This is a genomic window from Pseudomonas sp. FW300-N1A1 (assembly GCF_058789115.1).
Genome location: NZ_JBYTBK010000013.1, coordinates 74164 through 96218 on the forward strand (window position 1 = coordinate 74164; position 22055 = coordinate 96218).

The window sequence follows — 22055 nt, forward strand, 5'->3', positions numbered from 1 at the left end:
CTTGTCATTTTTATGGGTTGCAGCAGGTTCTTTCCCAACGCCAAAAAGCAGGGATCAGGCAACCCCTGCTCAAGCATTTGCAGCCGCATCGAGACAGCGCTACCTTAGTGCCTTGTATTTTGTTTGGCAAGCCGTCCGATGACCTCCTCTAAAAACGATAAAAATACCCGCACCACTGGCCGCCCTACCCTGAACGAAGTCGCCCGCCTGGCCGGGGTCAGTCCGATTACCGCGTCCAGGGCCTTGCGCGGCATCAGTACGGTTGCCACCGAACTGGTGGAAAAGGTCCAGCAGGCCGCGCAGGAACTGAACTACGTGGTCAACCCCGCCGCCCGCGCCCTGGCCTCGGCCCAGAGCCAATCGGTCGTGGTGCTGGTGCCGTCGTTGTCGAACCTGCTGTTCATCGAAACCCTGGAAGCCATTCATCAAGTACTTCGCCCCAAAGGCTTCGAAGTGTTGATCGGCAACTACCACTACTCGCGCGACGAAGAAGAAAACCTGCTGCGCAACTACATGGCCTATCAGCCGCGCGGCCTGTTGTTGACCGGTTTTGATCGCACGGAAAGTGCTCGACGCATGGTCGAGACCAGCAACATCCCTTGCGTCTACATGATGGACCTGGACCCCGGCGCCGGTCTGAACTGCGTCGGTTTCTCGCAGCTCAGTGCCGGTGAAACGGCTGCCCGGCACCTGATTTCGCGAGGCCGCAAGCGCCTGGCCTACATCGGCGCACAACTCGACCAGCGAACCTTGCTGCGCGGCGAGGGTTTCCGCCGTGCCCTGCAACAAGCCAACCTCTACGACCCAGCCCTCGAGTTGTTGACTCCGCGTCCGTCCTCGGTAGGCCTGGGCGGCGAGTTGTTCCTGCAAATGATGGCGACCCACCCGCAGGTCGACGCCATCTTCTTCGGCAACGACGACCTGGCCCACGGCGCCCTGCTCGAAGCCATGCGCCACGGGATCAAGGTCCCCGAACAAGTGGCCGTACTGGGCTTCAACGACCTGCCGGCCTCGGCGCACATGGTGCCGCGCCTTAGCAGCATCAGCACCCCGCGCGAGGCCATTGGCCGCCGCGCGGCCGAGCATATGCTCACCTTGATGGCCGGCAACACGATCGCCCGGCCAATCGTCGACCTGGGCTTCGAACTCAAGGTTCGCGAAAGTACCTGAGTCCAGCTGTTTTACACGGCAGTCGTGGGCGCTGCCTTCACCCTTGCTGAATCAAGGGTGAACAGGCCATAAGCTGAAACAGACTAACCGGGCGCCCCAGCCATTGCTGTAGCAGAATCCGTAATTTTCAACATCGGACAACGCTATGGACGCCCTGAAATCAGCAATGGCCTTGGCTGCTGTTCTAAGCGCCTGCGTTTCAATGCCGACGCTCGCATCCGAGCCGGCAAGCTGGACCCAACTCCTGAACGACCCCGAATTAATGCCGGCCGTCATCAGTTGTCTCGCAGCCCACCCCACGGGTGAAGGGCCCGCCCTTGTGATGGATGCAGGGCACGCCAACCTCAATGAGTTGTGGGTCACGACCACTGACCTCAGCGGCCGCCGAAACTCCTGCACTGCCAGTAAGGACAGCGGCGTAGTAACCCGTTCAGAGACACTGTTTGACCTTCCCGGCCCGCTATTCGTGTCTGTCGCACATACCGCGGTTGCCCCCAAAGGCGTATGCATTGAATCGACCCCTGTCGTGCTCAATCACCAGTTGCAAGGCTGGATTCTCAGGCAACCAGTGCTTGCCCTCGATATCCCTAGTCCTTGCTCCAGCCCAAAGTGGAGCGAGCTATTGGCCGAATGAAGATCCTCCGACGGAATTCAGAGACCAGTCTCCTTACGAGCCAGCAACTCGACAAACGCCAGCGCGCCCTTTTGCAGCGGCTGGCTTTTGAGCCACACCGCATGCACCGGCAGCACCAGTCCATTTTCGATGTTCCTGAAGCTCAAACGCTTGAGCCTCCCGGACGCCAGCAGCGGCTCGACCACCGACAACGGAAAGTTGCCCCAGCCAATCCCCGCCTCGACCATTTCCAGGGCCATTTCCAGGGTATCGGTGCGCCAATGGGATTCGCCGAGCAGTGGTCGGGTTTCGCTGATCGGCAAGTCGCGGCTGGCGACGATAATCTGCCGCACCTGCACCAGGTCTTCCAGATAGGGGGCCTCCCCCAAGGTCTGGAAGGCCGTATTGACCGGAGAAATGGTGGCGATCATCTGCTCGGTTCCGACGAACTGGAACCGCTCCAGCACATTCACACTCAGCCCGGCGAACGCCAGGCAGACGTTGACCCGGCCGCTGTGCAGCAGCTGCAACACATCATCCTGCGGGGCGCTGAGCAGCTCGATATCGAGTAGCGGATAACGCTCGGCGATGTGCTTGATCGCCGCCAGTAAACGGGTCTTGTCGATGTCCGCCACCACCCCGATCGACAGCTTGCTTTCCAGCCCCAGGGACAATTCGATGGCATGCACGCGAAGCTGTTTGAGCTGCTCGGCCGCCAGCCGCGCATGGGGCACCAGCGCCATGGCCATGGCCGTAGGCACCGGTTCGCGATGGCTGCGGTCAAACAGCGGATAACCGAGGTCTGCCTCCAGATTGGCGATGCCCATGCTGACCGCCGATGGCACCTTGCCAAGCGCGCGGGCGGCCGCCGAAAAGGAGCCGCGTTCGATCACGGCCAGGAACAACTCGATACTGTCGCTGGAAAAACTCATCGCACCACCTATCAACAAACCTGAAAGCTACCAACTTTTTCTGTCAGGTCTATTGAAGCTATCTTTCGCCGCCTTCGCCAGCCCTGCTCCACAAAAGGCTGGCACCACCCACTGCACGAAGGGGCAATGACCATGCAAGGCGTGAAACGCAAACTGGTTTATGTATCGCTGTACGAAGTCATCGGCATGACGTTTTCCGCACTGGGCCTGGCGCTGCTGTCCGGCACCGCCCCCAGCAGCACCGGGCCGCTGGCCGTGATCATCACCAGCATCGCGGTGAGCTGGAACTTCATCTACACCTCGCTGTTCGAGCACTGGGAAAGCCGCCAGCCGTCTCGAACCCGCACCGTCCAGCGACGCATCGCCCACGCCGTGGGTTTTCAGCTGACGTTGATCGTGTTTCTGATTCCCCTGATCGCCTGGTGGATGGACATCAGCCTGGTGCAAGCCTTCCTGCTGGACCTGGCTCTGATCATCTTCATCCCCTGCTATACCTTTGCCTTCAACTGGCTGTTCGATCGCACCTTCGGCTTGCCCGCGTCGGCACTGCCTGACCCGGCCTGAGGGCCAGGCACAAAAAAAGGCTTCTCGACCCGACGCCAGCGCCGTATCGAGAAGCCTTCCAGCGACAGGCCGGGTTAATTGAGTTGCAACGTCGAATTGAACTGGCTGATGGCATCCACCACATGCCGTGAGCCCAGCTGGATTTCCAGGATCACTTCCCCCGCCTCATTGGCCAACTCCACGCCTAGCCCGGTGCGACTCAAACTCGACTGCATGCTCGACACGGCACTCAAGGACAGATCGTGGTTCTTGCGCACCACCTCGACAATTTCCACAGTTGCCTGGCTGGTGCGGGCCGCCAGACTGCGAACCTCGTCGGCCACCACCGCGAAGCCTCGCCCATGCTCCCCTGCCCGCGCAGCCTCGATGGCGGCATTGAGCGCCAACAGGTTGGTTTGATCGGCAATACCGCGAATGGTCTGAACAATGGTGCCGATGATGTCGGACTGTTTGCTGACCGCATCGATGCTCAGTGCCGCTTCGTTCAGGTCCCTGGAAATGTCCTGGATGATCTGCACCGTTTGCTGCACCACCTGGGAACCTTTCTGGGCACAGGCGTCGTTTTGCACCGAGGTGCTGTGGGCCGATTCCGCGGCGGTTTGCAGGGTACTGACCTGATGAGTGATATCGCTGGCGAACTTGACCACCTTGTACAGCCGCCCCTTGGCGTCGAACAGCGGGTTGTAGGACGCTTCGAGAAATACCGTCTGGCCTTGCTTGTTCCTACGCTCGAAACGACGGGAATGAAACTCGCCGCGATTGAGCGAGGCCCAGAACGCCTTATAGGACGGCGATTCGGCTTCGGCGCGGTGACAGAACAGGCTGTGGTGTTGTCCCACGACTTCGTTGAGCGAGTAGTGCATGGTTTTCAGAAAGTTTTCGTTGGCGCTGATCACCCGGCCGTCAGGGCTAAATTCAATCACGGCCATGGAGCGACCGATGGCCGCGAGCAGGCTGTCACTTTCGTGCTCTTTGTAGATGCGCGCGGAAATGTCCGCGGCGACCTTGATCACACTCCTGACCTGACGATCGGGGCCGAATACCGGCATGTAGCTGGCCTCGAGCCAGATCTCCTTGCCACTCTTGTTCAAGCGCAAGAAGGTCCCGCTGATCGGCTCGCCGCGTGCCAGGTCACGCCACAACCTGGCATAGTCCTCACTGCGATAGAACGCTTCTTCACAGAAAACCCGGTGATGTTTACCGCGCACCTCTTCAATGCTGTAGCCCATGGCACTGCAAAAATGCTCGTTGGCATCGATCACGATGCCATCCGGGGTGAACTCAATCATCGCCATCGAACGGCTGATCGCGGCCAACTTGGCATTGGCTTCGGTCAGGGCACCGCTGCATCGTTCGATTTCCAGCAGGTCAGCCTTGTGATGTAGGTTGAACATGGTCGTATCACCGTTAGCGCGTTGTTTTGATTGTTGAAAGTCGCTGGTCTTTCAAATCCACCACTACGTTCCACAGAACAGGTACACGCCCCCTCCAAAAAGGAAGGTCTAGTCAGGTGATAAATGATGTTCAATCGGAGGGTCCCTGTTGCGACGCTCTTATCCAGACATCCTTCTCTTGATAGCCCGCGATCGGGCCAGCCCTAACGCGTCGAAGAACGTCCATTTAACAATCGCTCCTTGCGGGTTCCGTATCGGTGCCTTCAGTTGCGCACTCTGGCAGCCTGTCTCGACAGGCCATCCCTGTACGGTTGGCATGCACTGACATGACGACCAACATAGTCAGTTATATGTGAGCATAGCCAGCATACTGGATGGCGCAAGGCCATTACCCAGCCAGTACCGAGGGCCTTCCGGACAAGAAACGGTTCAGCCGGGAATAGATTGCCAACACAGAGGTGCCGGTGCGGGAAGGGTTTCGATTGATTCACGCCGGTGTGGAGCACGGTAACGGGACATGGCTCGGCTCGGAACAAGGGCAGGCCAACAGACAAAGTTGGCCCTGTCTCCTTCCGGGCAACGGCGCAGGGAAATCTTGCAGATCGAATGCTTATTGGCTTGGATGTGATAACGGAGCCCGATTGCCGGGCTCCGTCAAAGCAGGCTCAATGACCGAACACCCCGACCTTTTTAGCCTTCTTGTCAGCGCGTTTTTCATCGGCGCTTTTCGCCGGTTTTTTTTTCGCAGCTTTCTTTGAATCCATGCCTTTGGCCATGATACGTACTCCACTCATACGGGATGTGAAATAAGGTATACACCTATCCTGGTGCGCGCGTTCTTTTATAATCGCCGGCTTTGCGCACTGGCGATCCCTTTTATGCCCGACACCCGATACACCCGGCTCGACGAGCCGCTGTGGCCCTTGATGAACAAGTTCTACCGCACGCACCAGTCTTCGATGAAGGCCGTGCGCGATGCGCAATTGTGGGTTGGCAAACGCGACGAGATCATCGCCGGACTCTGTCTACGGCCGATTGCGGACGGGTTCTGGCTGACCGGCTTGTTTGTCGACCCGGGCTGTCGTAGGCAAGGCATTGCGGGCGCCTTGATGGCCGAGGCGCTGCAGCCGATCAGCGCCCCGGTGTGGCTGTTCTGCCACCCGGACTTGCGCGATTTCTATGAACACAACGGCTTCACCGCCGGCCCGCAGCTGCCTTATGCGCTGGCCGAGCGCCTGCTGCGCTACAGCCGCAGCAAGCCGATGATTGCAATGGGCCGGGGCCTGGCCGCTGACGCGGCTTAGCCGTCTGCCGCGGGGTCCAGGTCGGGGAACATCACCTCGGTAAAGCCGAACTTGCGAAAGTCGCTGATTCGCGACGGGTACAACCGGCCGATAAGGTGATCGCACTCGTGCTGCACGACACGGGCATGGAAACCGGATGCGAAACGCACGATCGGTTGCCCCTTGGGATCGACACCTTCATAGCGAATGTGCTGGTAACGCTCCACCGCACCGCGCAATCCGGGCACCGACAGGCAACCTTCGAAGCCTTCCTCCAGCGTGGGCTGCAGGGGCGTGATCAGCGGATTGATCAGGATCGTCTGCGGTACGGCTTCAGCATCCGGGTAACGTTCGCTGCGCTCGAAGCCGAAGATCACCAGTTGCAGATCGACGCCAATCTGCGGGGCGGCCAGGCCGACACCGCCGACGCTTTCCATCGTCTGGAACATGTCGTCGATCAACTGCCACAGCTCGGGGCTGTCGAACATCTCGTCCGGTACTGGCGGGGCAATACGCAGCAGGCGCTCATCGCCCATTTTGAGAATTTCACGGATCATCGTCAGGCTTCGTCAGAGGTCGGTTTGAGCGAGTGATCCCGACCCAATCCCGATACGTGTTGTTTGGGGATGTCGTGTTCACCGAAGGGCGTTTGGCCAGGCCCCTTGCCCTCGGTCGACATGTGATCGATCACCGCGTTCATCTCCGCGCCCAGCAACAGGACCGCCGCGGAAATGTAGAAGTACAGCAACAGCACGATGATCGCACCGATACTGCCATACATGGCGTTGTAGTTGGCGAAGGTTTTCACGTAGAAACCAAAGCCCAGCGACGCAATGATCCACACCACCACCGCCAGCACGGAACCGGGGGTAATGAAGCGAAATTCCTGCTTCACATCCGGCATCACGTAGTACGTCAGCGCCACGGCCACCATCAACAGGATCACGATCACCGGCCAGCGCAAAATCGTCCAGATCGTGACAATGACCTCCTGCATGCCGATCTGCGAGGCGATCCACTCCATCACCTGCGGACCGAGCACCATCAGGGCCGCCGCCACCAGCAACATGCCGGCGATGCCAACGGTGTAGATGATCGACAGCGGGAAACGCTTCCAGATCGGGCGGCGCTCAACCACGTCATACGCCGCATTCATGGCACTCATCATCAGCCGCACACCCGCCGAAGCCGTCCACAAGGCGATGACGATACCGACCGAGAGCAATCCACCCTTCGATTGCTGGAGCTGATCAATGACCGGGTTGACCTGCTCCAGTGCCTGGGGCGGCAATACCAGCTCCGACTGCAGGCGCAGCCAGGAAAAGAAGTCCGGCAAGTGCAGGAAACCGATCAGGGCGATCAGGAACAGGATGAACGGGAACAGCGAGAACAGCATCTGATAGGCCAGCGCCGAGGCATAGGTCGACATCTCGTCAGCGATGAACTCCGTGACGGTGCGGATCATCACACGGTGCAACGGCAAGCCTTTCAAATCCGGGAAAAACATAGCGTCTCCTTTCGCCGCAACAGGGTTGAAGTCAGGGGGGGCGACTCAAGGGCCGTTCGTTGCATCAAAGTAACCTACTTGGCGACCTTGAAACAGTTTCGAGGCTAGCAACCACCAGACAATAGCCGACGTCAAAACCGCCATCCGTCCATGACCCGGACGGCTCACCGTGGTGTGCGATGAACATCCAGGGTCAACCCCGTGCGCAGCGATTGACCGTCGAACCCCGGGGTGAGTTTCATTTGTTTGCGCCGGGTCATTTCATCCGTCCATGCAGGTTGGGCTTTATGTTTGCAGGCTTTGCCGGGAGAATGCATCACGTATTCAGGCCATGGCACTGAAGAACCAATCCCGTAGGAACGTTATGAAACTCGATAAAAAGCAGGCCATTGCCCGCAGGAACCAGGAACTGGGCGGTGCAGTGCTGGGTGTGAACAACTGTCACTTCACCGAATTGAACCGCAACCGCAACATCTGGTGGTTTGATATCCCGGTGTCGCGTCTGGCCATTGGTCAGTACGAGTGGATCCACCTGCTGATGCACACACCCGATACCGACGAACTGCTGCACCTGAAAGTGCCGACCGTGTTTCTACGCGAGAAGCTGGAAGGCCTGGTGGTGCGCAACGAAGGCAAGCGCAAGGCGGCCCTGAGCCTGGAGCTGAGCGCCGACAAGGACTCCTACCTGCAGGACATGCGCCCGGCAGGCACCAACGTGAACTTCACGCAGTTCCAGCAATAACGCTGAGGACGATTGCGGCAAGCTTGCGCTGTTCAGTCAAGAATAGGGGTACATCCCCCCGTGGCGAGCGAGCTTGCTCGCGCTGGGCTGCACAGCAGCCCCAAAAACTATCGCCGGGCTCATTCTGAAGGACTGCACGAGCTGTGTTGGGGGCGCTTCGCACCCCAGCGCGAGCAAGCTCCCTCGCCACAGAAGCGCTGCGGGTATCGCAGGTAGCAAAAAGCCCCGCATCCGCGGGGCTTTTTGGTGATCGGCGCCTTACTTCTTCACGCCCAGCTTCTTCAACTCTTCGTCGCGCAGTTCACGACGCAGGATCTTGCCCACGTTGGTAGTCGGCAGCGCCTCGCGGAACTCGACGGCCTTGGGCACCTTGTAGCCGGTGACATTGGCGCGCATGTGCGTCATCACCTGCTCCTTGGTCAGTGTTACACCAGGCTTGGCAACGATGAACATCTTGATCGCTTCGCCCGACTTATCGTCCGGCACGCCAATGGCCGCGCACTGCAGCACACCCGGTACTGCTGCCAGCACGTCCTCGAGTTCGTTCGGGTACACGTTGAAACCGGAGACCAGAATCATGTCCTTCTTGCGATCGACGATTCGCAGGTAGCCGTCCTCCTGGATCAACGCGATGTCACCGGTCTTCAGCCAGCCTTCGCTGTCGAGCATTTCATCGGTGGCTTCCTGACGCTGCCAGTAGCCCTTCATCACCTGTGGCCCCTTCACGCACAGTTCGCCGATTGCGCCCAGCGGTTGTTCAACGCCGGCGTCATCGATGACCTTGCACAGGGTGGAAGGCACCGGAATGCCGATGGTGCCGATCTGGATGTTCTGGATCGGATTGACGGTCGCCACCGGGCTGGTTTCGGTCATACCGTAACCTTCGCAGATCGGGCAGCCGGTCACTTCTTTCCAGCGCTCGGCCGCCGCCAGTTGCAAGGCCATGCCACCGGACAGGGTCACTTTCATGGCCGAGAAGTCCAGCTTGCGGAAGCCTTCGTTGTTGCACAGCGCCACGAACAGCGTGTTCAACCCGACAAAACCGCTGAACTTCCACTTCGACAGTTCCTTGACCATCGCCGGCAAATCGCGCGGGTTACTGATCAGGATGTTGTGGTTGCCGATCAGCATCATGGCCATGCAATGGAAGGTAAAGGCATAGATGTGGTACAGCGGCAGCGGCGTGATCAGGATCTCGCAACCCTCATTGAGGTTGGACCCCATCAGCGCCTTGCACTGCAACATGTTCGCTATCAGGTTGCGGTGGGTGAGCATCGCGCCCTTGGCCACGCCAGTGGTGCCGCCGGTGTACTGCAACACGGCCACGTCACTGCTGGCCGGGCTGGCTTCGGTCACGGGCTGGCCGTGTCCTTTGCTCAGCACGTCGTTGAATTTGATGGCCTTGGGCAGGTTGAACGCCGGCACCATCTTCTTCACGTACTTGATGACGCTGTTGATCAGCAGGCGCTTGAGCGGCGGCAGCAGGTCGGCCACTTCCGTGACGATGACATGCTTGACGCCCGTCTTGGGCACCACGGCCTCGGCCAGGTGCGCCATGTTCGCCAGGCACACCAGCGCCTTGGCACCGGAATCGTTGAATTGATGTTCCATTTCCCGCGCGGTGTACAGCGGGTTGGTGTTGACCACGATCAGGCCGGCGCGGATGGCGCCAAACACGGCGACCGGGTATTGCAACAGGTTCGGCAGTTGCACGGCGATTCGATCACCGGGTTGCAAATCGGTATGCTGTTGCAGATAAGCGGCAAATGCACCTGACAGTTCGTACAGCTCACCGTAGGTGAGTGTCTTGCCGAGGTTACTAAAGGCCGGCTTGTTGGCGAAGCGTTGGCAGGACTGCTTCAACACTGCCTGAATATTCGGATACTCGTCTGGATTGATGTCGGCAGCAATCCCAGCTGGGTACTTATCCTTCCAAAAGTCTTCGATCATGGAAGCCCACTCCTCAGCAACGCGAATTCTTCACCGCATTTGATGCGATTATTATTGGTGTGTGTTTTTGGTGAATCTGGCTTACAACTTTAAGGCCGAGAAGTCACAAAGCGCGCCGAGAGTAGCAGCTTTGCAAAAGCCCTACTAGGGCCAAAGAAAGCCCCTACAGTCACATTGCTGACTCAAGACAATTTAATAGTCAATTTTAGAGCAAAGATTCTATACGGCCTTTGAACCCTCTAATTCGGGCCACCGCGCCAGATTCAAGGGACAAAAAAAGAGGCGCACGGTTTCGGGCGCCCCTTTTTGGTTCCGCGCTGCTAACAAAACATTACGCGATGTCGCGCAACTCCCTGCGCAGGATCTTGCCCACCGGCGTCATCGGCAGCGACTCACGCAGCACGATGTGCTTGGGTACTTTGTAGGCGGTGAAGTTCTCCTTGCAGTACGCCTTCAGTTCTTCGAGGCTGATCCCCGCTTCGCGCGCCACCACGAACAGTTTCACCGCCTCTCCGGAGCGGTCGTCGGGCACGCCGATGACCGCGCAGTTGGCCACTTTCGGGTGCGCCATGACCACATCTTCGATCTCGTTGGGGTACACGTTGAAGCCCGAGACGATAATCATGTCTTTCTTGCGGTCAACGATGCGCACAAAACCGTCCGGGTCAATCACCGCGATGTCGCCGGACTTGAACCAGCCCTCGGCATCCAGCACTTCGGCCGTGGCTTCGGGTTTGTTCCAGTAGCCCTTCATGATCTGCGGCCCCTTGATGCAGAGCTCGCCGCGCTCGCCCAGCGGCTGTTCGACACCGTCGTCGTTGATCACCTTCAACGTGGTACCGGGTACCGGCAAGCCCACGGTGCCAATGCGCGACTGATCGCCATAGGGGTTGGTGCAGGCCACCGGCGAGGTTTCGGTCAGGCCGTAGCCTTCGGTGATCCGGCAACCGGTCATTGCTTCCCAGCGCTCGGCCGTGGCCTTCACCAGGGCGGTACCGCCGGAGTTGGTCAGCTTGAGGCTGGAGAAGTCCAGGGTCTTGAAGTCCGGGTGATCCATCAGCGCGACAAACAGCGTGTTGAGCCCCAGCAATGCCGAGAACCGCCAGTTCTTCAGCTCCTTGATGAAGCCGGCAATGTCCCGTGGGTTGGTGATCAACACGTTGTGGTTGCCGGTCACCATCATGCACATGCAGTTCGCCGTGAATGCATAAATATGGTACAGCGGCAGCGGCGCGATCATCACTTCCTGGCCTTCGCGCAGCAGTGGCTGGCCATCCTTGCCGTGCTGGCCGAGGCAGGCGCGGGCCTGTTGCATGTTGGCCACCAGGTTGCCGTGGGTCAGCATCGCCCCCTTGGCCAGGCCGGTGGTGCCGCCGGTGTATTGCAGCACGGCGACGTCGTCGAGGCCGGCCTGCAAGGGCTTGATGCCCTGGCCACGCCCCATGCGCAACGCGCTCTTGAAGGAAACGGCCTGCGGCAGGTCGTAGGCCGGGACCATCTTCTTGACCTTGTCGACCACGGTATTGATCAGCCAGCCCTTGGCGGTGGGCATCAGGTCGCCCATCTTCGCTTCGATCAGGTACTGGATATCGGTGTCGGGCAGCACTTCCTGGACCTTCTGCCCGAACATGTTCAGGTACACCAGCGCCCGGGCACCGGAATCCTTGAACTGGTGACGCATCTCCCGCGCGGTGTACAACGGGTTGGTGTTGACCACAATCAGCCCGGCACGCAGCGCACCGAACACGGCAATCGGGTAATGCAGGACGTTGGGCATCTGTACCGCGATACGATCGCCCGGCACCAGATCGGTCTGGCTTTGCAGATAACCGGCGAAAGCTGCGCTGTAGCGCTCCAGGTCAGCGTAGGTCAGGGTCACCCCCATGTTACTGAACGCTGGACGGTCGGCGAACTTCTTGCAGGAACGCTCGAACACCTCGATCACCGACTTGTAGCCACCCAGATCGATATCGATGGGTACGCCGGCCGGGCGTTTATCATTCCAGAAATCAGGTTGCATTATTCTTGTCCTCTTTACCTGAGCGAGTCCGTGCCGCCTCTCTGCAATGTTGAGAAGCGGGGCTTCTGGGACACTAGCAGTTATGGCGATTCAGGCAAATATAAGCACGAGTGTCATTGATAGTGTGAATCTTGCCGCCTTGGGAGGCCCGCATCGGACGCCAAACGCTTGATCAGCTATACAATGCAACGACTCAGCGCAAAGGAATCGCCATGATCCACGACACGTTCTGGTTGGCCGCGAATGACCACAGCCAGCTTTTCGTCAACCAGTGGTTACCCGAAGGCCCGCTCAACGCGGTGATCCTGCTGTCCCACGGGATGGCGGAACATAGCGCAAGGTACGAGCGCCTGGCGCAGGTATTGTGTAACCAAGGGTACGGCGTCTATGCCCTGGACCAGCGCGGCCATGGCAAGACCGCTGAAAACGGGGTGCTCGGGCACTACGCGGACAAGGATGGCTGGCGCAAAGTGGTCGGCGACCTGGCCAGCCTGAACCAGCACATCGGCCAGCAGCATCCGGGCACGCCGATTGTGTTGCTGGGCCACAGCATGGGCAGCTACATTGCCCAGGCTTACCTGCTGCACCACAGCGCCAGCCTGTATGGCGCCATACTCAGCGGCTCGAATTTCCAGCCCGTGGCGCTGTATCGCATGGCGCGCCTGATTGCCCGCTTCGAACGCTGGCGCCAGGGCCCGACCGGTCGCAGTGCGCTGATCGAGTGGCTGTCGTTCGGCTCGTTCAACAAGGCGTTCAAACCCAACCGCACCCCGTTCGACTGGCTCAGCCGCGACCCGGCGGAAGTCGACAAGTACGTCAACGATCCACTCTGCGGCTACCGCTGCACCAACCAGTTGTGGATCGATATGCTCGGCGGCTTGCAGCAGATCAGCAAAGCGTCCAATCTCGCGCAGATCGATCCGGGCCTGCCGTTGCTGGTCATTGGCGGAGAATGTGATCCGGTGAGTGAAGGCAAGCGTCTCAAGGCGTTGGCCAATGCACTGCGCCAGGCCGGCAACCAGTGCCTGCAACTGACGATCTACCCGCAGGCACGGCACGAACTGTTCAACGAAAGCAACCGCGATGAAGTGACCGCGGACCTGCTCACCTGGCTGGCCCAGGCATTGAGCCACCGCCGGCCACCCAGAACCGAATAACGTTTGGTTATTACACTTAACTCGTCACAGGATTCAAGACACATGACCCAGGTTACCAACACGCCGTACGAAGCCCTCGAAGTCGGCCAGACCGCCAGCTACAGCAAATCCGTCGAAGAGCGCGACATTCAGCTGTTTGCCGCCATGTCCGGCGACCATAACCCGGTGCACCTGGATGCCGAATTCGCAGCGGCGAGCATGTTCAAGGAGCGTATCGCCCATGGCATGTTCAGTGGCGCACTGATCAGTGCCGCGGTCGCCTGCGAGCTGCCTGGGCCCGGGACCATCTACCTCGGCCAGCAGATGAGTTTCCAGAAGCCGGTGAAGATCGGCGACACCCTGACCGTGCGCCTGGAAATCCTCGAGAAACTGCCGAAATTCCGCGTGCGCATCGCCACCCGCGTGTTCAACCAGCGTGATGAGCTGGTGGTCGATGGCGAAGCCGAGATCCTCGCGCCCCGCAAGCAACAGACCGTGACCCTGCCTACTTTGCCGACCATCAGCATCGGCTGATTGACCGCTCACCGGTGGCGAGGGAGCACGCTCGCTCGCCACAAGGCCGAGCCCCTTTACCATTGTTCAACGCTTGCGAACCGGCGCGCTCCTGGCTGCGCCGCCCGCACGTCGCCGTGAACAGCGCACAATCGCCATGGATCTGTCCGCTACATCACCCGCAAGCATCTGTATGCTGGTTATTGGCAGGATCTGTCGATTGGCGTGCCTGCGCAATGCCTGTATTTTCCGGACTGTATGAATCAAGACGACTGACCGATGAACCCCGAAACGCTTGAACTGCTGGTCACCCGAGAAATGCCCTTCGGCAAATACAAAGGGCGCATCATTGCCGACCTGCCCGGCCCGTACCTGAACTGGTTCGCCCGCCAGGGCTTCCCCCACGGTGAACTGGGGGGCCTGCTGGCCCTGATGCAGGAAATCGACCACAACGGTTTGTCCGACCTGCTCGACCCGCTGCGCGCCAAGCACGGCAAACCCAAGCCTCGCCACTGAACCACCGAATCCAGACCGAGTTCTCCCCATGCCCGATAACACCTTCCGCGCCCATGATGAAGCCTTCTGGCGGACCTTTGCCGATCGCTACGATGTCCAGCCTGGTCCCATCAACCTGGAAAACGGTTACTTCGGCCGCATGTCGCGCACGGTCATCGAGGAATACCAACGCAACATCGAAATGATCAACAGCAGCAACTCGGTACACGTGCGTCAGCGCTTCGAAAAACTCGAAAGCGTGGAGATTCGCAAGCAACTGGCGGACTTGCTGCGAGTACCCGCGCAAGCCGTGGCCCTCACCCGCAATGCCTCGGACGCGCTGCAATCGCTGATTCGCAACTACAACCGCCTGCAGCCGGGTGATCAGGTACTGATCTGCGACCTGGAATACGACACGGTCAAAAGTGCGATGCGCTGGCTGGCACGCTATCGTGGGGTCGAGGTGATCGAAATCGAGCACTCCCACCCCGCCAGCTTCGAAAGCCTGGTGGCGAGCTATCGCGCGGCATTCGAGCAGCACCCGCGAATCAAACTCATGGCCCTGACCCACGTCACCCACCGCACCGGTCTGGTGATGCCGGTCAAGGCGATTGCCGCCTGTGCCCGCGAGCACGGGATCGACGTGATCCTCGACGGCGCCCATGCCCTGGGCCAGATCGAATTCGACCTCGAGGAACTGGGCATCAGCTTTGCCGGCTACAACCTGCACAAATGGATCGGTGCACCGCTGACCCTGGGCTTCCTCTACATCGCCCCGCATCGCCTGGCCGACATCGATCCAGACATGGACGAGTTTCATTTTCCGGCCACCGACATCCGCTCGCGCACGCCGTACAGCACGCCGAACATTCCCGCCTTGCTGACCTTGCCGCTGGTGTTCGAAGAACATCGCGCCATCGGCGGCGCGGCCGCCAAGGGTGCCCGGCTCAACTACCTGCGCAATCTGTGGGTCGACGCCGTTCAAGACGCGCCCGGCATTGAGGTCGTGACCCCGAATGACCCGCGCCTGTATTGCGGCATCACCTCGATGCGCTTCACTCGCCAGGCCGACCAGCAAGCGATGGTCGACCGCCTGCTCAGCGACTACAACCTGTTCACCGTGGCCCGCAGCGGCTCGGCCTGTGGGTCGTGCATTCGCATCACCCCCGGCCTGATCAGCACGGCAGCGGACATGCACCTGATGGCGAAGGCGTTGATCGAACTGAGTTGAGGCCCGCCGCCCCTTGAATGCAATGGAGCGGCACTTTTCGCCAGGCAAAAAAATGGCGCACCGACCAAGTGCGCCGAAAAGCCGTAGAACGCAACTACTACAATTCTTCGTAAAACCCTGCGGGCAACCCCGTCAGTCCAGCAGCGCCAGCGCCTCGGCGGTGCACTCCTGAATGCGTGCCCAGTCGCCGTTCTTGATCCACTCCGGATCCAGCATCCAGCTGCCACCCACGCACATCACGTTTTTCAACGCCATGTAGCTCTTGATGTTGGCCGGGCTCACGCCACCGGTGGGGCAGAATTTCACTTCGCCGAACGGGCCGCCAAGGGCCTTGATCGCCGCCACGCCACCACTGACCTCCGCCGGGAACAGCTTGAAGCGGCGGTATCCCAGGGCATAGCCTTCCATGATGCCGGAGGCGTTGCTGATGCCGGGTAACAGCGGAATCGGGCTGTCCACGCTGGCTTCGAGCAAGTCACGGGTGATGCCTGGCGTGACAATGAACTGCGAGCCTGCCGCTTCAGCGGCGGCCAGCATGGTGCGATCCAGTACGGTGCCGGCACCGGTGAGCAGCTCCGGACGCTGCTCACGCAGAATCTGGATGGCCTTGAGGCCGAACTGCGAGCGCAGGGTCACTTCCAGGGCCGTCAGGCCACCCGCTGCCAGGGCATCGGCCAACGGCAGTACGTCCTGTTCACGAGCGATGGTGATGACCGGCAGAATCCGCGCCTTGGCGCAGAGGCTGTCGATCAGGGCAACTTTATCCGCCATGGAAACGGCAAGGGATGGGGTTGTCATAGCGGATGATCCTTGGCTCATGGGCACCAGTAAATCTCTAACGTGGGTTGCAGAAACGCGCGAATCGGCATTGCGGCGACATCGTCACCGGCCAGTGCGGCGCTCAGGGTGGTCAGCTTGGACTGACCGGAAATCGATAGAACGGTGTGCGTCGCCGACGCCAGCAATGCACGACTCATGGTCAGGCGCTGATGCGGCACGGTGGGCGCCAGCATTGGCCAGCAACGGCGTGTACCGTCGGCCTGCAACGCTTGCGCAAGATTCGGACTGTCCGGGAACAGCGAGGCGGTGTGACCGTCATCGCCCATCCCCAGCACCAGCACGTCAATCCCTGGTAGCTCGGCGAGCAAACGATCCGCCTGCTCCGCGGCCAGTTCCAGGTTGGCGCTGGCGTTGTACAGGCTCAGAAACTGCGCCTGGGCCGCCGGGCCTTGCAGCAGGTAACGCTTGAGCAGACCGGCATTGCTGTCGGCGTGTTCGACGGGCACCCAGCGCTCGTCAGCCAGGCTGACCACCACCTTCGACCAGTCCAGCTTCTGCTTGGCCAGGTGCTGGAAAAACGCCACCGGGCTACGCCCACCGGACACCACCAGCGTTGCCGTGCCCGTGGCGTCAAGCGCATCGCTCAGTTGTTTGGCCACCTTCAGTGCCAGGCCTTCGGCCAGCAGCACCGGGCTTTTGAACTCATGGGCGCTGACGCCCCGGGGCAGCTTCAATTTAGATATCGCCATACCACGACCTCCCGTCCCGCGTGATCAGTGCAATGGAGCTCATTGGCCCCCAGGACCCGGCCGCGTACGGCTTGGGCGCATCACCGGATTTCTTCCATCCGGCGATCAACTGGTCGCACCATTTCCACGCGGCTTCGATTTCATCTTTGCGGACAAACAGGTTCTGATTGCCGCGCATCACTTCCAGCAACAACCGCTCGTAGGCGTCGGGGATCCGCGCACTGCGCCAGGTATCGGAAAAGTTCAGCTGCAACGGCCCGCTGCGCAACTGCATGCCCTTGTCCAGGCCTTGCTCCTTGGTCATCACCCGCAAGGAAATGCCTTCGTCCGGCTGCAGGCGGATGATCAGCTTGTTGCTGATCTGCAAGCGCTGCTCGGGGGCGAAGATGTAGTGCGACGGTTCCTTGAAGTGGATGACGATCTGCGACAGCTTTTCCGGCATGCGCTTGCCGGTACGCAGGTAAAACGGCACACCGGCCCAACGCCAGTTGCGGATGTCGGCGCGCAGGGCGACGAAGGTCTCGGTGTCGCTCTGGGTATTGGAGTTTTCTTCCTCCAGGTAACCCGGCACCGCCTTGCCTTCGCTGTGCCCGGCGATGTACTGGCCACGCACCACCTGAGTGCTCAGGCCTTCCGGACTGATCGGTGCCAGCGCCTTGAGCACTTTGACTTTCTCGTCGCGGATGCTGTCGGCCGACAGGTCCGCCGGAGGGTCCATGGCGATCAGGCACAGCAGCTGCAGCAGGTGATTCTGGATCATGTCCCGCAACTGCCCGGCCTTGTCGAAATAGCCCCAACGGCCTTCGATCCCGACCTTCTCGGCAACGGTAATTTCCACGTGGGAAATGTAGTTCTGGTTCCACTGGGTTTCGAACAGGCTGTTGGCGAAACGCAGGGCGATCAGGTTCTGAACCGTTTCCTTGCCCAGGTAGTGGTCGATACGGTAGGTACGGTTTTCCGGGAAAAACCGGGCCACGGCGTCGTTGACCTTGCGCGACGATTCCAAGTCCGAACCGATGGGTTTTTCCAGCACCACGCGGGTGTTTTCAGCCAGGCCAACCTGCGCCAGATTCTCGCAGATTGCCCCGTAGACCGCCGCCGGCGTGGCGAAATAGGCAATCATCCGCTGCGTCGTGCCGGCCAGCTCAGCCAGGGCCACGTAGTCATCGGTCTTGAGAAAATCGACATGCAGGTATGTCAGTCTCGCCAGGAAGCGATCGACCACGGCTTCGTCCAGTTCCTTGGCAGCCACATAGTGGCGCAGCTCCCGGGCAATGAAGGCCAGGTGTTCCTGCGCGCTGCCCGGCTCACGGGCCAGTGCGATAATGCGCGAGTCCTCATGCAGCAGGCCTGCACCATCGAGTTGGTACAAGGCAGGAAACAGCTTGCGCAGGGCCAGATCGCCCAAGGCGCCGAACAAGGCAAAGGTGCACGGTTCAACCGTAATCGAAGGCATGATGTTTGTTCTTTTATCAAGTTAAGCTACAAATACCTTTTTTCAAGGCATCACTCAAGGGAAAATGTAGTAATAACCACAACATTATTCCAAAATACAGATTCCCGGTGGTGGTCAGTCAGGGCCACCAGTAGGATAGGCCACCGCAAAGGGCCTTACCAAAGGCCCGATTTTCATAGCCGAGCCTTTACTTGCAAGCAGCGAGTCTGCTGGCATAGCAGCCGCTCTAAGGAAACATTTATGGACCGCGTGCGAAATTTACTGGAACAGATCCAGAATCGCCTTGCCGACCTGAACAAGGCTGAGCGCAAAGTCGCCGAAGTCATCCTGCTCAACCCGCAGCAGGCGACTCGCTTCAGCATCGCCGCCCTCGCCCAAGCCGCCTCGGTCAGCGAACCGACGGTCAACCGTTTCTGCCGCTCGTTCGGCGTCAGCGGTTACCCGGAGCTCAAGCTGCAGCTGGCACAAAGCCTGGCCAGTGGTGCCGCCTATGTCAGCCGCGCGGTGGAAGCCGACGACAACCCGGAAGCCTACACCCAGAAGATCTTTGGCAGCGCCATCGCCTCGCTGGACAGTGCCTGCCAGGCCTTGGACCCGAACCTGGTCAGCCGCGCAGTGGACTTGCTGATCCAGGCCCGGCAGATCCACTTCTTCGGCCTCGGTGCATCAGCACCGGTCGCGCTGGATGCCCAGCACAAGTTCTTCCGCTTCAACCTGGCCGTTACCGCCCACGCCGATGTGCTGATGCAGCGCATGATTGCCTCCGTGGCCCATACCGGTGAGCTGTTCGTGATCATTTCCTACACCGGTCGCACCCGCGAACTGGTGGAAGTGGCACGCATTGCCCGCGAGAACGGCGCCTCGGTGCTCGGCCTGACGGCCGAGGGTTCGCCGCTGGCCAAGGCCAGCACCCTGAGCCTGAACATCCCGTTGCCGGAAGACACCGACATCTACATGCCGATGACCTCGCGGATCATTCAGTTGACCGTACTCGACGTACTCGCCACCGGCATGACCCTGCGCCGCGGCGTCGACTTCCAGCCGCACCTGCGCAAAATCAAGGAAAGCCTCAACGCCAGCCGGTATCCGGTGGGGGATGAGTTTAATTAACCCACAATGATCGTTCCCACGCTCTGCGTGGGAATGCAGTCCGTGACGCTCCGCGTCACTGGACGCGGAGCGTCCCTTGAGGCATCACGCCGCCGCCCACGCCTGCAAACTCAAATGCGCCCGCTCCCCCGGGGCCAGGCTCAGGCTGTCGGTGCCACCGCTGGCCGCTTCCACGCAGACAAACTCGCTCACCTCATTCCAGCTCACCCCCAGCAGCGGGCGCGATCCGGGGTGCCAGACCACGGTGTCCGCACTGTCACCGGTATCGATGCACAACTGGCGCTGCCAGGCACGGTCCTTGAGCTGTAGCTCGCCCTCGTGCTGAAACACGCGCTGGCAGCCACCCTCAACCCGCAACTCACCTTTTTGCTCGCACGCCTCACGCTTGAGCTGGTCATAACCCTGCGCGCCATCCAGCCCAGACAGCGCTACCTCACCGACGTCACCAATACGCCAATACGCGTGCAAAGCATGACTCAACTGGCACGGCAGGCTGTCCTGGTGCTCGGTGCTCAGGCGCAGCTCCATACGCTCGCCCAAGTGTGCATGCAGCTCGACTTGCCAATCGCACAGCTGTAACTGCCAGTGCAGGTGCACGCCGTCGTCATCGCTGCGGCTGTCGATCAGCTTCCAGTCCAGCAGCCGTGCCCAGCCATGGGATGGCCAGGCGTTTTCACTCGGATGCCGGCCATACCACGGCCAGCACACCGGGACTCCGCCACGAATGGCGCCGACCTGCGGCCACTTCGCCGCACACCACAACCAGGGTTTCTGACCCGCAGGCTGAAAGTGCAACAACTGCGCGCCCTGGCGACTGAACACCGCCTGGCACAGCGGATGATCGATCACCAACACGTCGCGCTTCTGATAGCGCTCCCACGCGAACACCGGACGCTCGCGCAAGGACTTGAAGAAACGTTGTAGCGGATGCTCTGGCATGTGCCACGGTCCTGAAAATCAGCGATCACCAAGGGGCGCGCCACCCCAAAAAAAAGCGGACAGCCTGGGCCGCCCGCAAAAATGCGCACATGGGAAGGAGCTTATCGCACCAGCGTTAGAACACCGACTGAATTTTCAGGCCGGCGACCAAAGCGTTGTCGACTTCATCCACGCCACCTGGGTGAGTGACGTATTGCAGGTTAGGACGCACGGTCAACCAGTTGGTGACGTGGAAACCATAGTTGAGTTCGTAGTTGTACTCGGTGTCACGCAGCGGCGAGAACAGCGGATCCTCGTAGTTGGCGACACCGTTGGCGGCGTTGGTCAGCTCGGCGTTTTTCTTCACGTCATCGTTGACATGGATACGGGCGAAACCGATACCGACGTCATCTTTTGGACGTGCATCGAACGGGCCCTTGTACACAAACATCAGCGACTGGTAGTTGTCGACAATGTTGGTGTCCTTGTCGTGGAACGTGGCGTTGGCCGCGATGTTCAGGCCGCGGCTGGCGTCACCGCCATGGCTGGTGAGTTGCTGCTGTGCAACGAACCAGTAGCCGTGCTTGCTGCTGTGGCTGCGATAGGCGTTGCCGCTGGTGGCCGCATCGTTACCGTTGTCATCCTCACGGACGTCATCGGCCTTGGCCGTACTTTTGTAGTAACCGACACGGTATTCGCCCGGCAGGTTGCCAGGCTTGGGCAACCAGACCAGTTCGACCGGCAGGACGGTGCCTTCGGTACCGCTGCCGCTGAGTTTGAAGCCGTTGCCGTGTTCCAGTTGCGACGGGTTCTGGTTGTACGCGCCGATCTGCGCATACCACTCGGGCGAGATGTTGTACTTCACGCGGATCGCCGCCTGGCTGACCGGCCAGTTGTACCAGATGTTGGTGGCCCAGTTACCCACCTGGGAGCCGCAGAACGCCAGGTTCTGGAATTCGCACGGGAAGGTGTTGAAGTCCTCGCCTTCACCGAAGTAACCGGCCTTGACGTCCAGTTTGTTGTCGAGGAACTGATGCTGGATCCACAGTTGGGTCAAACGAACCATGTGACCACGGCCGTAGACTTCCTGGGAGGAGCTCAAGGTGCCGGCACGCGGGTCGCCGATACGGTCATTGGAGATGTTCTCGCCGTTACGGTTGGTGAGCTGGATCTTGGCCTGGGTGTTATCCCAGCCGAGCAATTTTTGCAGGTCCAGCGCCGCGCCCAGGCCAAACTGGTCGGCGTAACGCGCAGTCTTGTCGTCGTCGTAGCCGCCGTGGAGGTTACCGCCCACTTCACCGACGTAGTCCATTTTGATGTCGATGCCTTGATCGATCAGCCTGGTCCGCTCGCCGCCCCAGTCACCCGTCATCCACTTGGAATCGGCACTGAACGCCTCGGCGGCATGCACGCTACCAGCCAGGCTCATCGCCGCAATCGCTGACAACTGGCAGAAAAACCGGGCACTGGTGTTGTTCTTCTTCATCCCTAC

20 protein-coding genes and 1 pseudogene are annotated in these 22055 nt (G+C 60.1%); 9 read left to right on the forward strand and 12 right to left on the reverse strand.

Going from position 1 to position 22055, the window contains the following annotated elements; genetic code table 11:
- Nucleotides 1-138 precede the first annotated feature (138 nt).
- Nucleotides 139-1170, forward strand: a complete 1032-nt coding sequence (gntR, locus tag AC3WQN_RS11915) for an HTH-type transcriptional regulator GntR (RefSeq protein ID WP_103399531.1) — start codon at nt 139-141, stop codon at nt 1168-1170.
- 651 nt (nt 1171-1821) lie between these two features.
- On the opposite strand, the gene AC3WQN_RS11920 is transcribed toward gntR, so the two are convergent.
- Entirely contained in the window at nt 1822-2715 is an 894-nt protein-coding gene (locus tag AC3WQN_RS11920; RefSeq protein ID WP_103399532.1) for a LysR family transcriptional regulator, read from the reverse strand.
- A 132-nt stretch (nt 2716-2847) separates the two neighbouring features.
- On the opposite strand from AC3WQN_RS11920, the gene AC3WQN_RS11925 reads away from it, so the two are divergent.
- Entirely contained in the window at nt 2848-3279 is a 432-nt protein-coding gene (locus AC3WQN_RS11925; RefSeq protein WP_103399558.1) for a PACE efflux transporter, read from the forward strand.
- Between the two features lie 74 nt (nt 3280-3353).
- Here AC3WQN_RS11925 and AC3WQN_RS11930 read toward each other — a convergent pair whose 3' ends face one another.
- Together AC3WQN_RS11930 and AC3WQN_RS11935 are read right to left on the reverse strand one after the other, a co-directional pair.
- Nucleotides 3354-3926 (reverse strand): methyl-accepting chemotaxis protein, encoded by a 573-nt coding sequence (locus AC3WQN_RS11930; protein WP_371918481.1) that lies wholly within the window; start codon nt 3924-3926, stop codon nt 3354-3356.
- A pseudogene (locus AC3WQN_RS11935) lies at nt 3903-4673 on the reverse strand (PAS domain-containing protein); the annotation flags it as partial. The gene AC3WQN_RS11930 and the pseudogene AC3WQN_RS11935, both read right to left, overlap by 24 nt.
- Nucleotides 4674-5551: 878 nt before the next feature.
- On the opposite strand from AC3WQN_RS11935, the gene AC3WQN_RS11940 reads away from it, so the two are divergent.
- Nucleotides 5552-5977, forward strand: coding sequence for a GNAT family N-acetyltransferase (locus AC3WQN_RS11940; protein WP_103399535.1), 426 nt, complete (start codon nt 5552-5554; stop codon nt 5975-5977).
- Here AC3WQN_RS11940 and def read toward each other — a convergent pair.
- Both def and AC3WQN_RS11950 read right to left on the reverse strand, forming a co-directional pair.
- Entirely contained in the window at nt 5974-6513 is a 540-nt protein-coding gene (gene def, locus AC3WQN_RS11945; RefSeq protein WP_095145297.1) for a peptide deformylase, read from the reverse strand. The genes AC3WQN_RS11940 and def overlap by 4 nt on opposite strands.
- A 2-nt stretch (nt 6514-6515) precedes the next feature.
- Complete coding sequence (locus tag AC3WQN_RS11950; protein ID WP_095078495.1) at nt 6516-7463, reverse strand: YihY/virulence factor BrkB family protein; 948 nt, start codon at nt 7461-7463, stop codon at nt 6516-6518.
- Between the two features lie 364 nt (nt 7464-7827).
- On the opposite strand from AC3WQN_RS11950, the gene AC3WQN_RS11955 reads away from it, so the two are divergent.
- Nucleotides 7828-8205 (forward strand): hypothetical protein, encoded by a 378-nt coding sequence (locus AC3WQN_RS11955; RefSeq protein WP_103399536.1) that lies wholly within the window; start codon nt 7828-7830, stop codon nt 8203-8205.
- A gap of 258 nt (nt 8206-8463) precedes the next feature.
- On the opposite strand, the gene fadD1 is transcribed toward AC3WQN_RS11955, so the two are convergent.
- Together fadD1 and fadD2 are read right to left on the reverse strand one after the other, a co-directional pair.
- A complete protein-coding gene (gene fadD1, locus AC3WQN_RS11960) occupies nt 8464-10155 on the reverse strand; it encodes a long-chain-fatty-acid--CoA ligase FadD1 (protein WP_103399537.1) in 1692 nt (563 codons plus the stop codon).
- A gap of 331 nt (nt 10156-10486) precedes the next feature.
- The gene (gene fadD2 / locus AC3WQN_RS11965; protein WP_103399538.1) at nt 10487-12175 is read right to left on the reverse strand and encodes a long-chain-fatty-acid--CoA ligase FadD2; all 1689 of its coding nucleotides are present in this window, start codon (nt 12173-12175) and stop codon (nt 10487-10489) included.
- Nucleotides 12176-12387: 212 nt separating this feature from the next.
- Between fadD2 and AC3WQN_RS11970 the strand changes: the two genes are divergently transcribed.
- From AC3WQN_RS11970 to AC3WQN_RS11985, 4 genes are all read left to right on the forward strand, one after another.
- Nucleotides 12388-13332, forward strand: coding sequence for an alpha/beta hydrolase (locus AC3WQN_RS11970; RefSeq protein WP_103399539.1), 945 nt, complete (start codon nt 12388-12390; stop codon nt 13330-13332).
- A gap of 42 nt (nt 13333-13374) precedes the next feature.
- Entirely contained in the window at nt 13375-13845 is a 471-nt protein-coding gene (locus AC3WQN_RS11975; protein ID WP_095078500.1) for a MaoC family dehydratase, read from the forward strand.
- Between the two features lie 258 nt (nt 13846-14103).
- Nucleotides 14104-14340 (forward strand): DUF3820 family protein, encoded by a 237-nt coding sequence (locus AC3WQN_RS11980; RefSeq protein ID WP_040070258.1) that lies wholly within the window; start codon nt 14104-14106, stop codon nt 14338-14340.
- A gap of 28 nt (nt 14341-14368) precedes the next feature.
- Entirely contained in the window at nt 14369-15550 is a 1182-nt protein-coding gene (locus tag AC3WQN_RS11985; protein ID WP_103399540.1) for an aminotransferase class V-fold PLP-dependent enzyme, read from the forward strand.
- A 132-nt stretch (nt 15551-15682) separates the two neighbouring features.
- Here the strand turns inward: AC3WQN_RS11985 and AC3WQN_RS11990 are convergent, their stop codons facing one another.
- Genes AC3WQN_RS11990 through zwf form a run of 3 tightly spaced genes read right to left on the reverse strand, consistent with a single transcriptional unit; the run spans nt 15683 to nt 18535 of the window.
- Entirely contained in the window at nt 15683-16348 is a 666-nt protein-coding gene (locus tag AC3WQN_RS11990) for a bifunctional 4-hydroxy-2-oxoglutarate aldolase/2-dehydro-3-deoxy-phosphogluconate aldolase (RefSeq protein ID WP_095078502.1), read from the reverse strand.
- A gap of 17 nt (nt 16349-16365) precedes the next feature.
- Entirely contained in the window at nt 16366-17079 is a 714-nt protein-coding gene (pgl, locus tag AC3WQN_RS11995) for a 6-phosphogluconolactonase (protein ID WP_103399541.1), read from the reverse strand.
- Complete coding sequence (zwf, locus tag AC3WQN_RS12000; RefSeq protein WP_103399542.1) at nt 17066-18535, reverse strand: glucose-6-phosphate dehydrogenase; 1470 nt, start codon at nt 18533-18535, stop codon at nt 17066-17068. The genes pgl and zwf overlap by 14 nt, the downstream gene beginning before the upstream one ends.
- A gap of 249 nt (nt 18536-18784) precedes the next feature.
- Here zwf and AC3WQN_RS12005 point away from each other — a divergent pair, with 249 nt between their 5' ends.
- Entirely contained in the window at nt 18785-19645 is an 861-nt protein-coding gene (locus tag AC3WQN_RS12005) for a MurR/RpiR family transcriptional regulator (RefSeq protein WP_176465316.1), read from the forward strand.
- Between the two features lie 84 nt (nt 19646-19729).
- On the opposite strand, the gene AC3WQN_RS12010 is transcribed toward AC3WQN_RS12005, so the two are convergent.
- Nucleotides 19730-20584: a D-hexose-6-phosphate mutarotase gene (locus tag AC3WQN_RS12010; RefSeq protein WP_103399543.1), complete on the reverse strand. Its 855-nt coding sequence runs from the start codon at nt 20582-20584 to the stop codon at nt 19730-19732.
- 115 nt (nt 20585-20699) lie between these two features.
- Nucleotides 20700-22049, reverse strand: coding sequence for a carbohydrate porin (locus tag AC3WQN_RS12015; RefSeq protein ID WP_103399544.1), 1350 nt, complete (start codon nt 22047-22049; stop codon nt 20700-20702).
- Between the last annotated feature and the right edge of the window lie 6 nt (nt 22050-22055).

What these genes read in the sequence shown, in the direction of transcription:
- AC3WQN_RS12010 (WP_103399543.1), bottom strand. Translation starts at nt 20,584, where the DNA reads ATGCCAGAGCATCCGCTACAACGTTTCTTCAAGTCCTTGCGCGAGCGT.
- AC3WQN_RS11975 (WP_095078500.1), top strand. Translation starts at nt 13,375, where the DNA reads ATGACCCAGGTTACCAACACGCCGTACGAAGCCCTCGAAGTCGGCCAG.
- AC3WQN_RS11985 (WP_103399540.1), top strand. Translation starts at nt 14,369, where the DNA reads ATGCCCGATAACACCTTCCGCGCCCATGATGAAGCCTTCTGGCGGACC.
- zwf (WP_103399542.1), bottom strand. Translation starts at nt 18,535, where the DNA reads ATGCCTTCGATTACGGTTGAACCGTGCACCTTTGCCTTGTTCGGCGCC.
- AC3WQN_RS11920 (WP_103399532.1), bottom strand. Translation starts at nt 2,715, where the DNA reads ATGAGTTTTTCCAGCGACAGTATCGAGTTGTTCCTGGCCGTGATCGAA.
- AC3WQN_RS11955 (WP_103399536.1), top strand. Translation starts at nt 7,828, where the DNA reads ATGAAACTCGATAAAAAGCAGGCCATTGCCCGCAGGAACCAGGAACTG.
- AC3WQN_RS11950 (WP_095078495.1), bottom strand. Translation starts at nt 7,463, where the DNA reads ATGTTTTTCCCGGATTTGAAAGGCTTGCCGTTGCACCGTGTGATGATC.
- fadD1 (WP_103399537.1), bottom strand. Translation starts at nt 10,155, where the DNA reads ATGATCGAAGACTTTTGGAAGGATAAGTACCCAGCTGGGATTGCTGCC.
- fadD2 (WP_103399538.1), bottom strand. Translation starts at nt 12,175, where the DNA reads ATGCAACCTGATTTCTGGAATGATAAACGCCCGGCCGGCGTACCCATC.
- AC3WQN_RS11925 (WP_103399558.1), top strand. Translation starts at nt 2,848, where the DNA reads ATGCAAGGCGTGAAACGCAAACTGGTTTATGTATCGCTGTACGAAGTC.
- pgl (WP_103399541.1), bottom strand. Translation starts at nt 17,079, where the DNA reads ATGGCGATATCTAAATTGAAGCTGCCCCGGGGCGTCAGCGCCCATGAG.
- def (WP_095145297.1), bottom strand. Translation starts at nt 6,513, where the DNA reads ATGATCCGTGAAATTCTCAAAATGGGCGATGAGCGCCTGCTGCGTATT.
- AC3WQN_RS11970 (WP_103399539.1), top strand. Translation starts at nt 12,388, where the DNA reads ATGATCCACGACACGTTCTGGTTGGCCGCGAATGACCACAGCCAGCTT.
- gntR (WP_103399531.1), top strand. Translation starts at nt 139, where the DNA reads ATGACCTCCTCTAAAAACGATAAAAATACCCGCACCACTGGCCGCCCT.
- AC3WQN_RS11980 (WP_040070258.1), top strand. Translation starts at nt 14,104, where the DNA reads ATGAACCCCGAAACGCTTGAACTGCTGGTCACCCGAGAAATGCCCTTC.
- AC3WQN_RS12015 (WP_103399544.1), bottom strand. Translation starts at nt 22,049, where the DNA reads ATGAAGAAGAACAACACCAGTGCCCGGTTTTTCTGCCAGTTGTCAGCG.
- AC3WQN_RS11940 (WP_103399535.1), top strand. Translation starts at nt 5,552, where the DNA reads ATGCCCGACACCCGATACACCCGGCTCGACGAGCCGCTGTGGCCCTTG.
- AC3WQN_RS11990 (WP_095078502.1), bottom strand. Translation starts at nt 16,348, where the DNA reads ATGACAACCCCATCCCTTGCCGTTTCCATGGCGGATAAAGTTGCCCTG.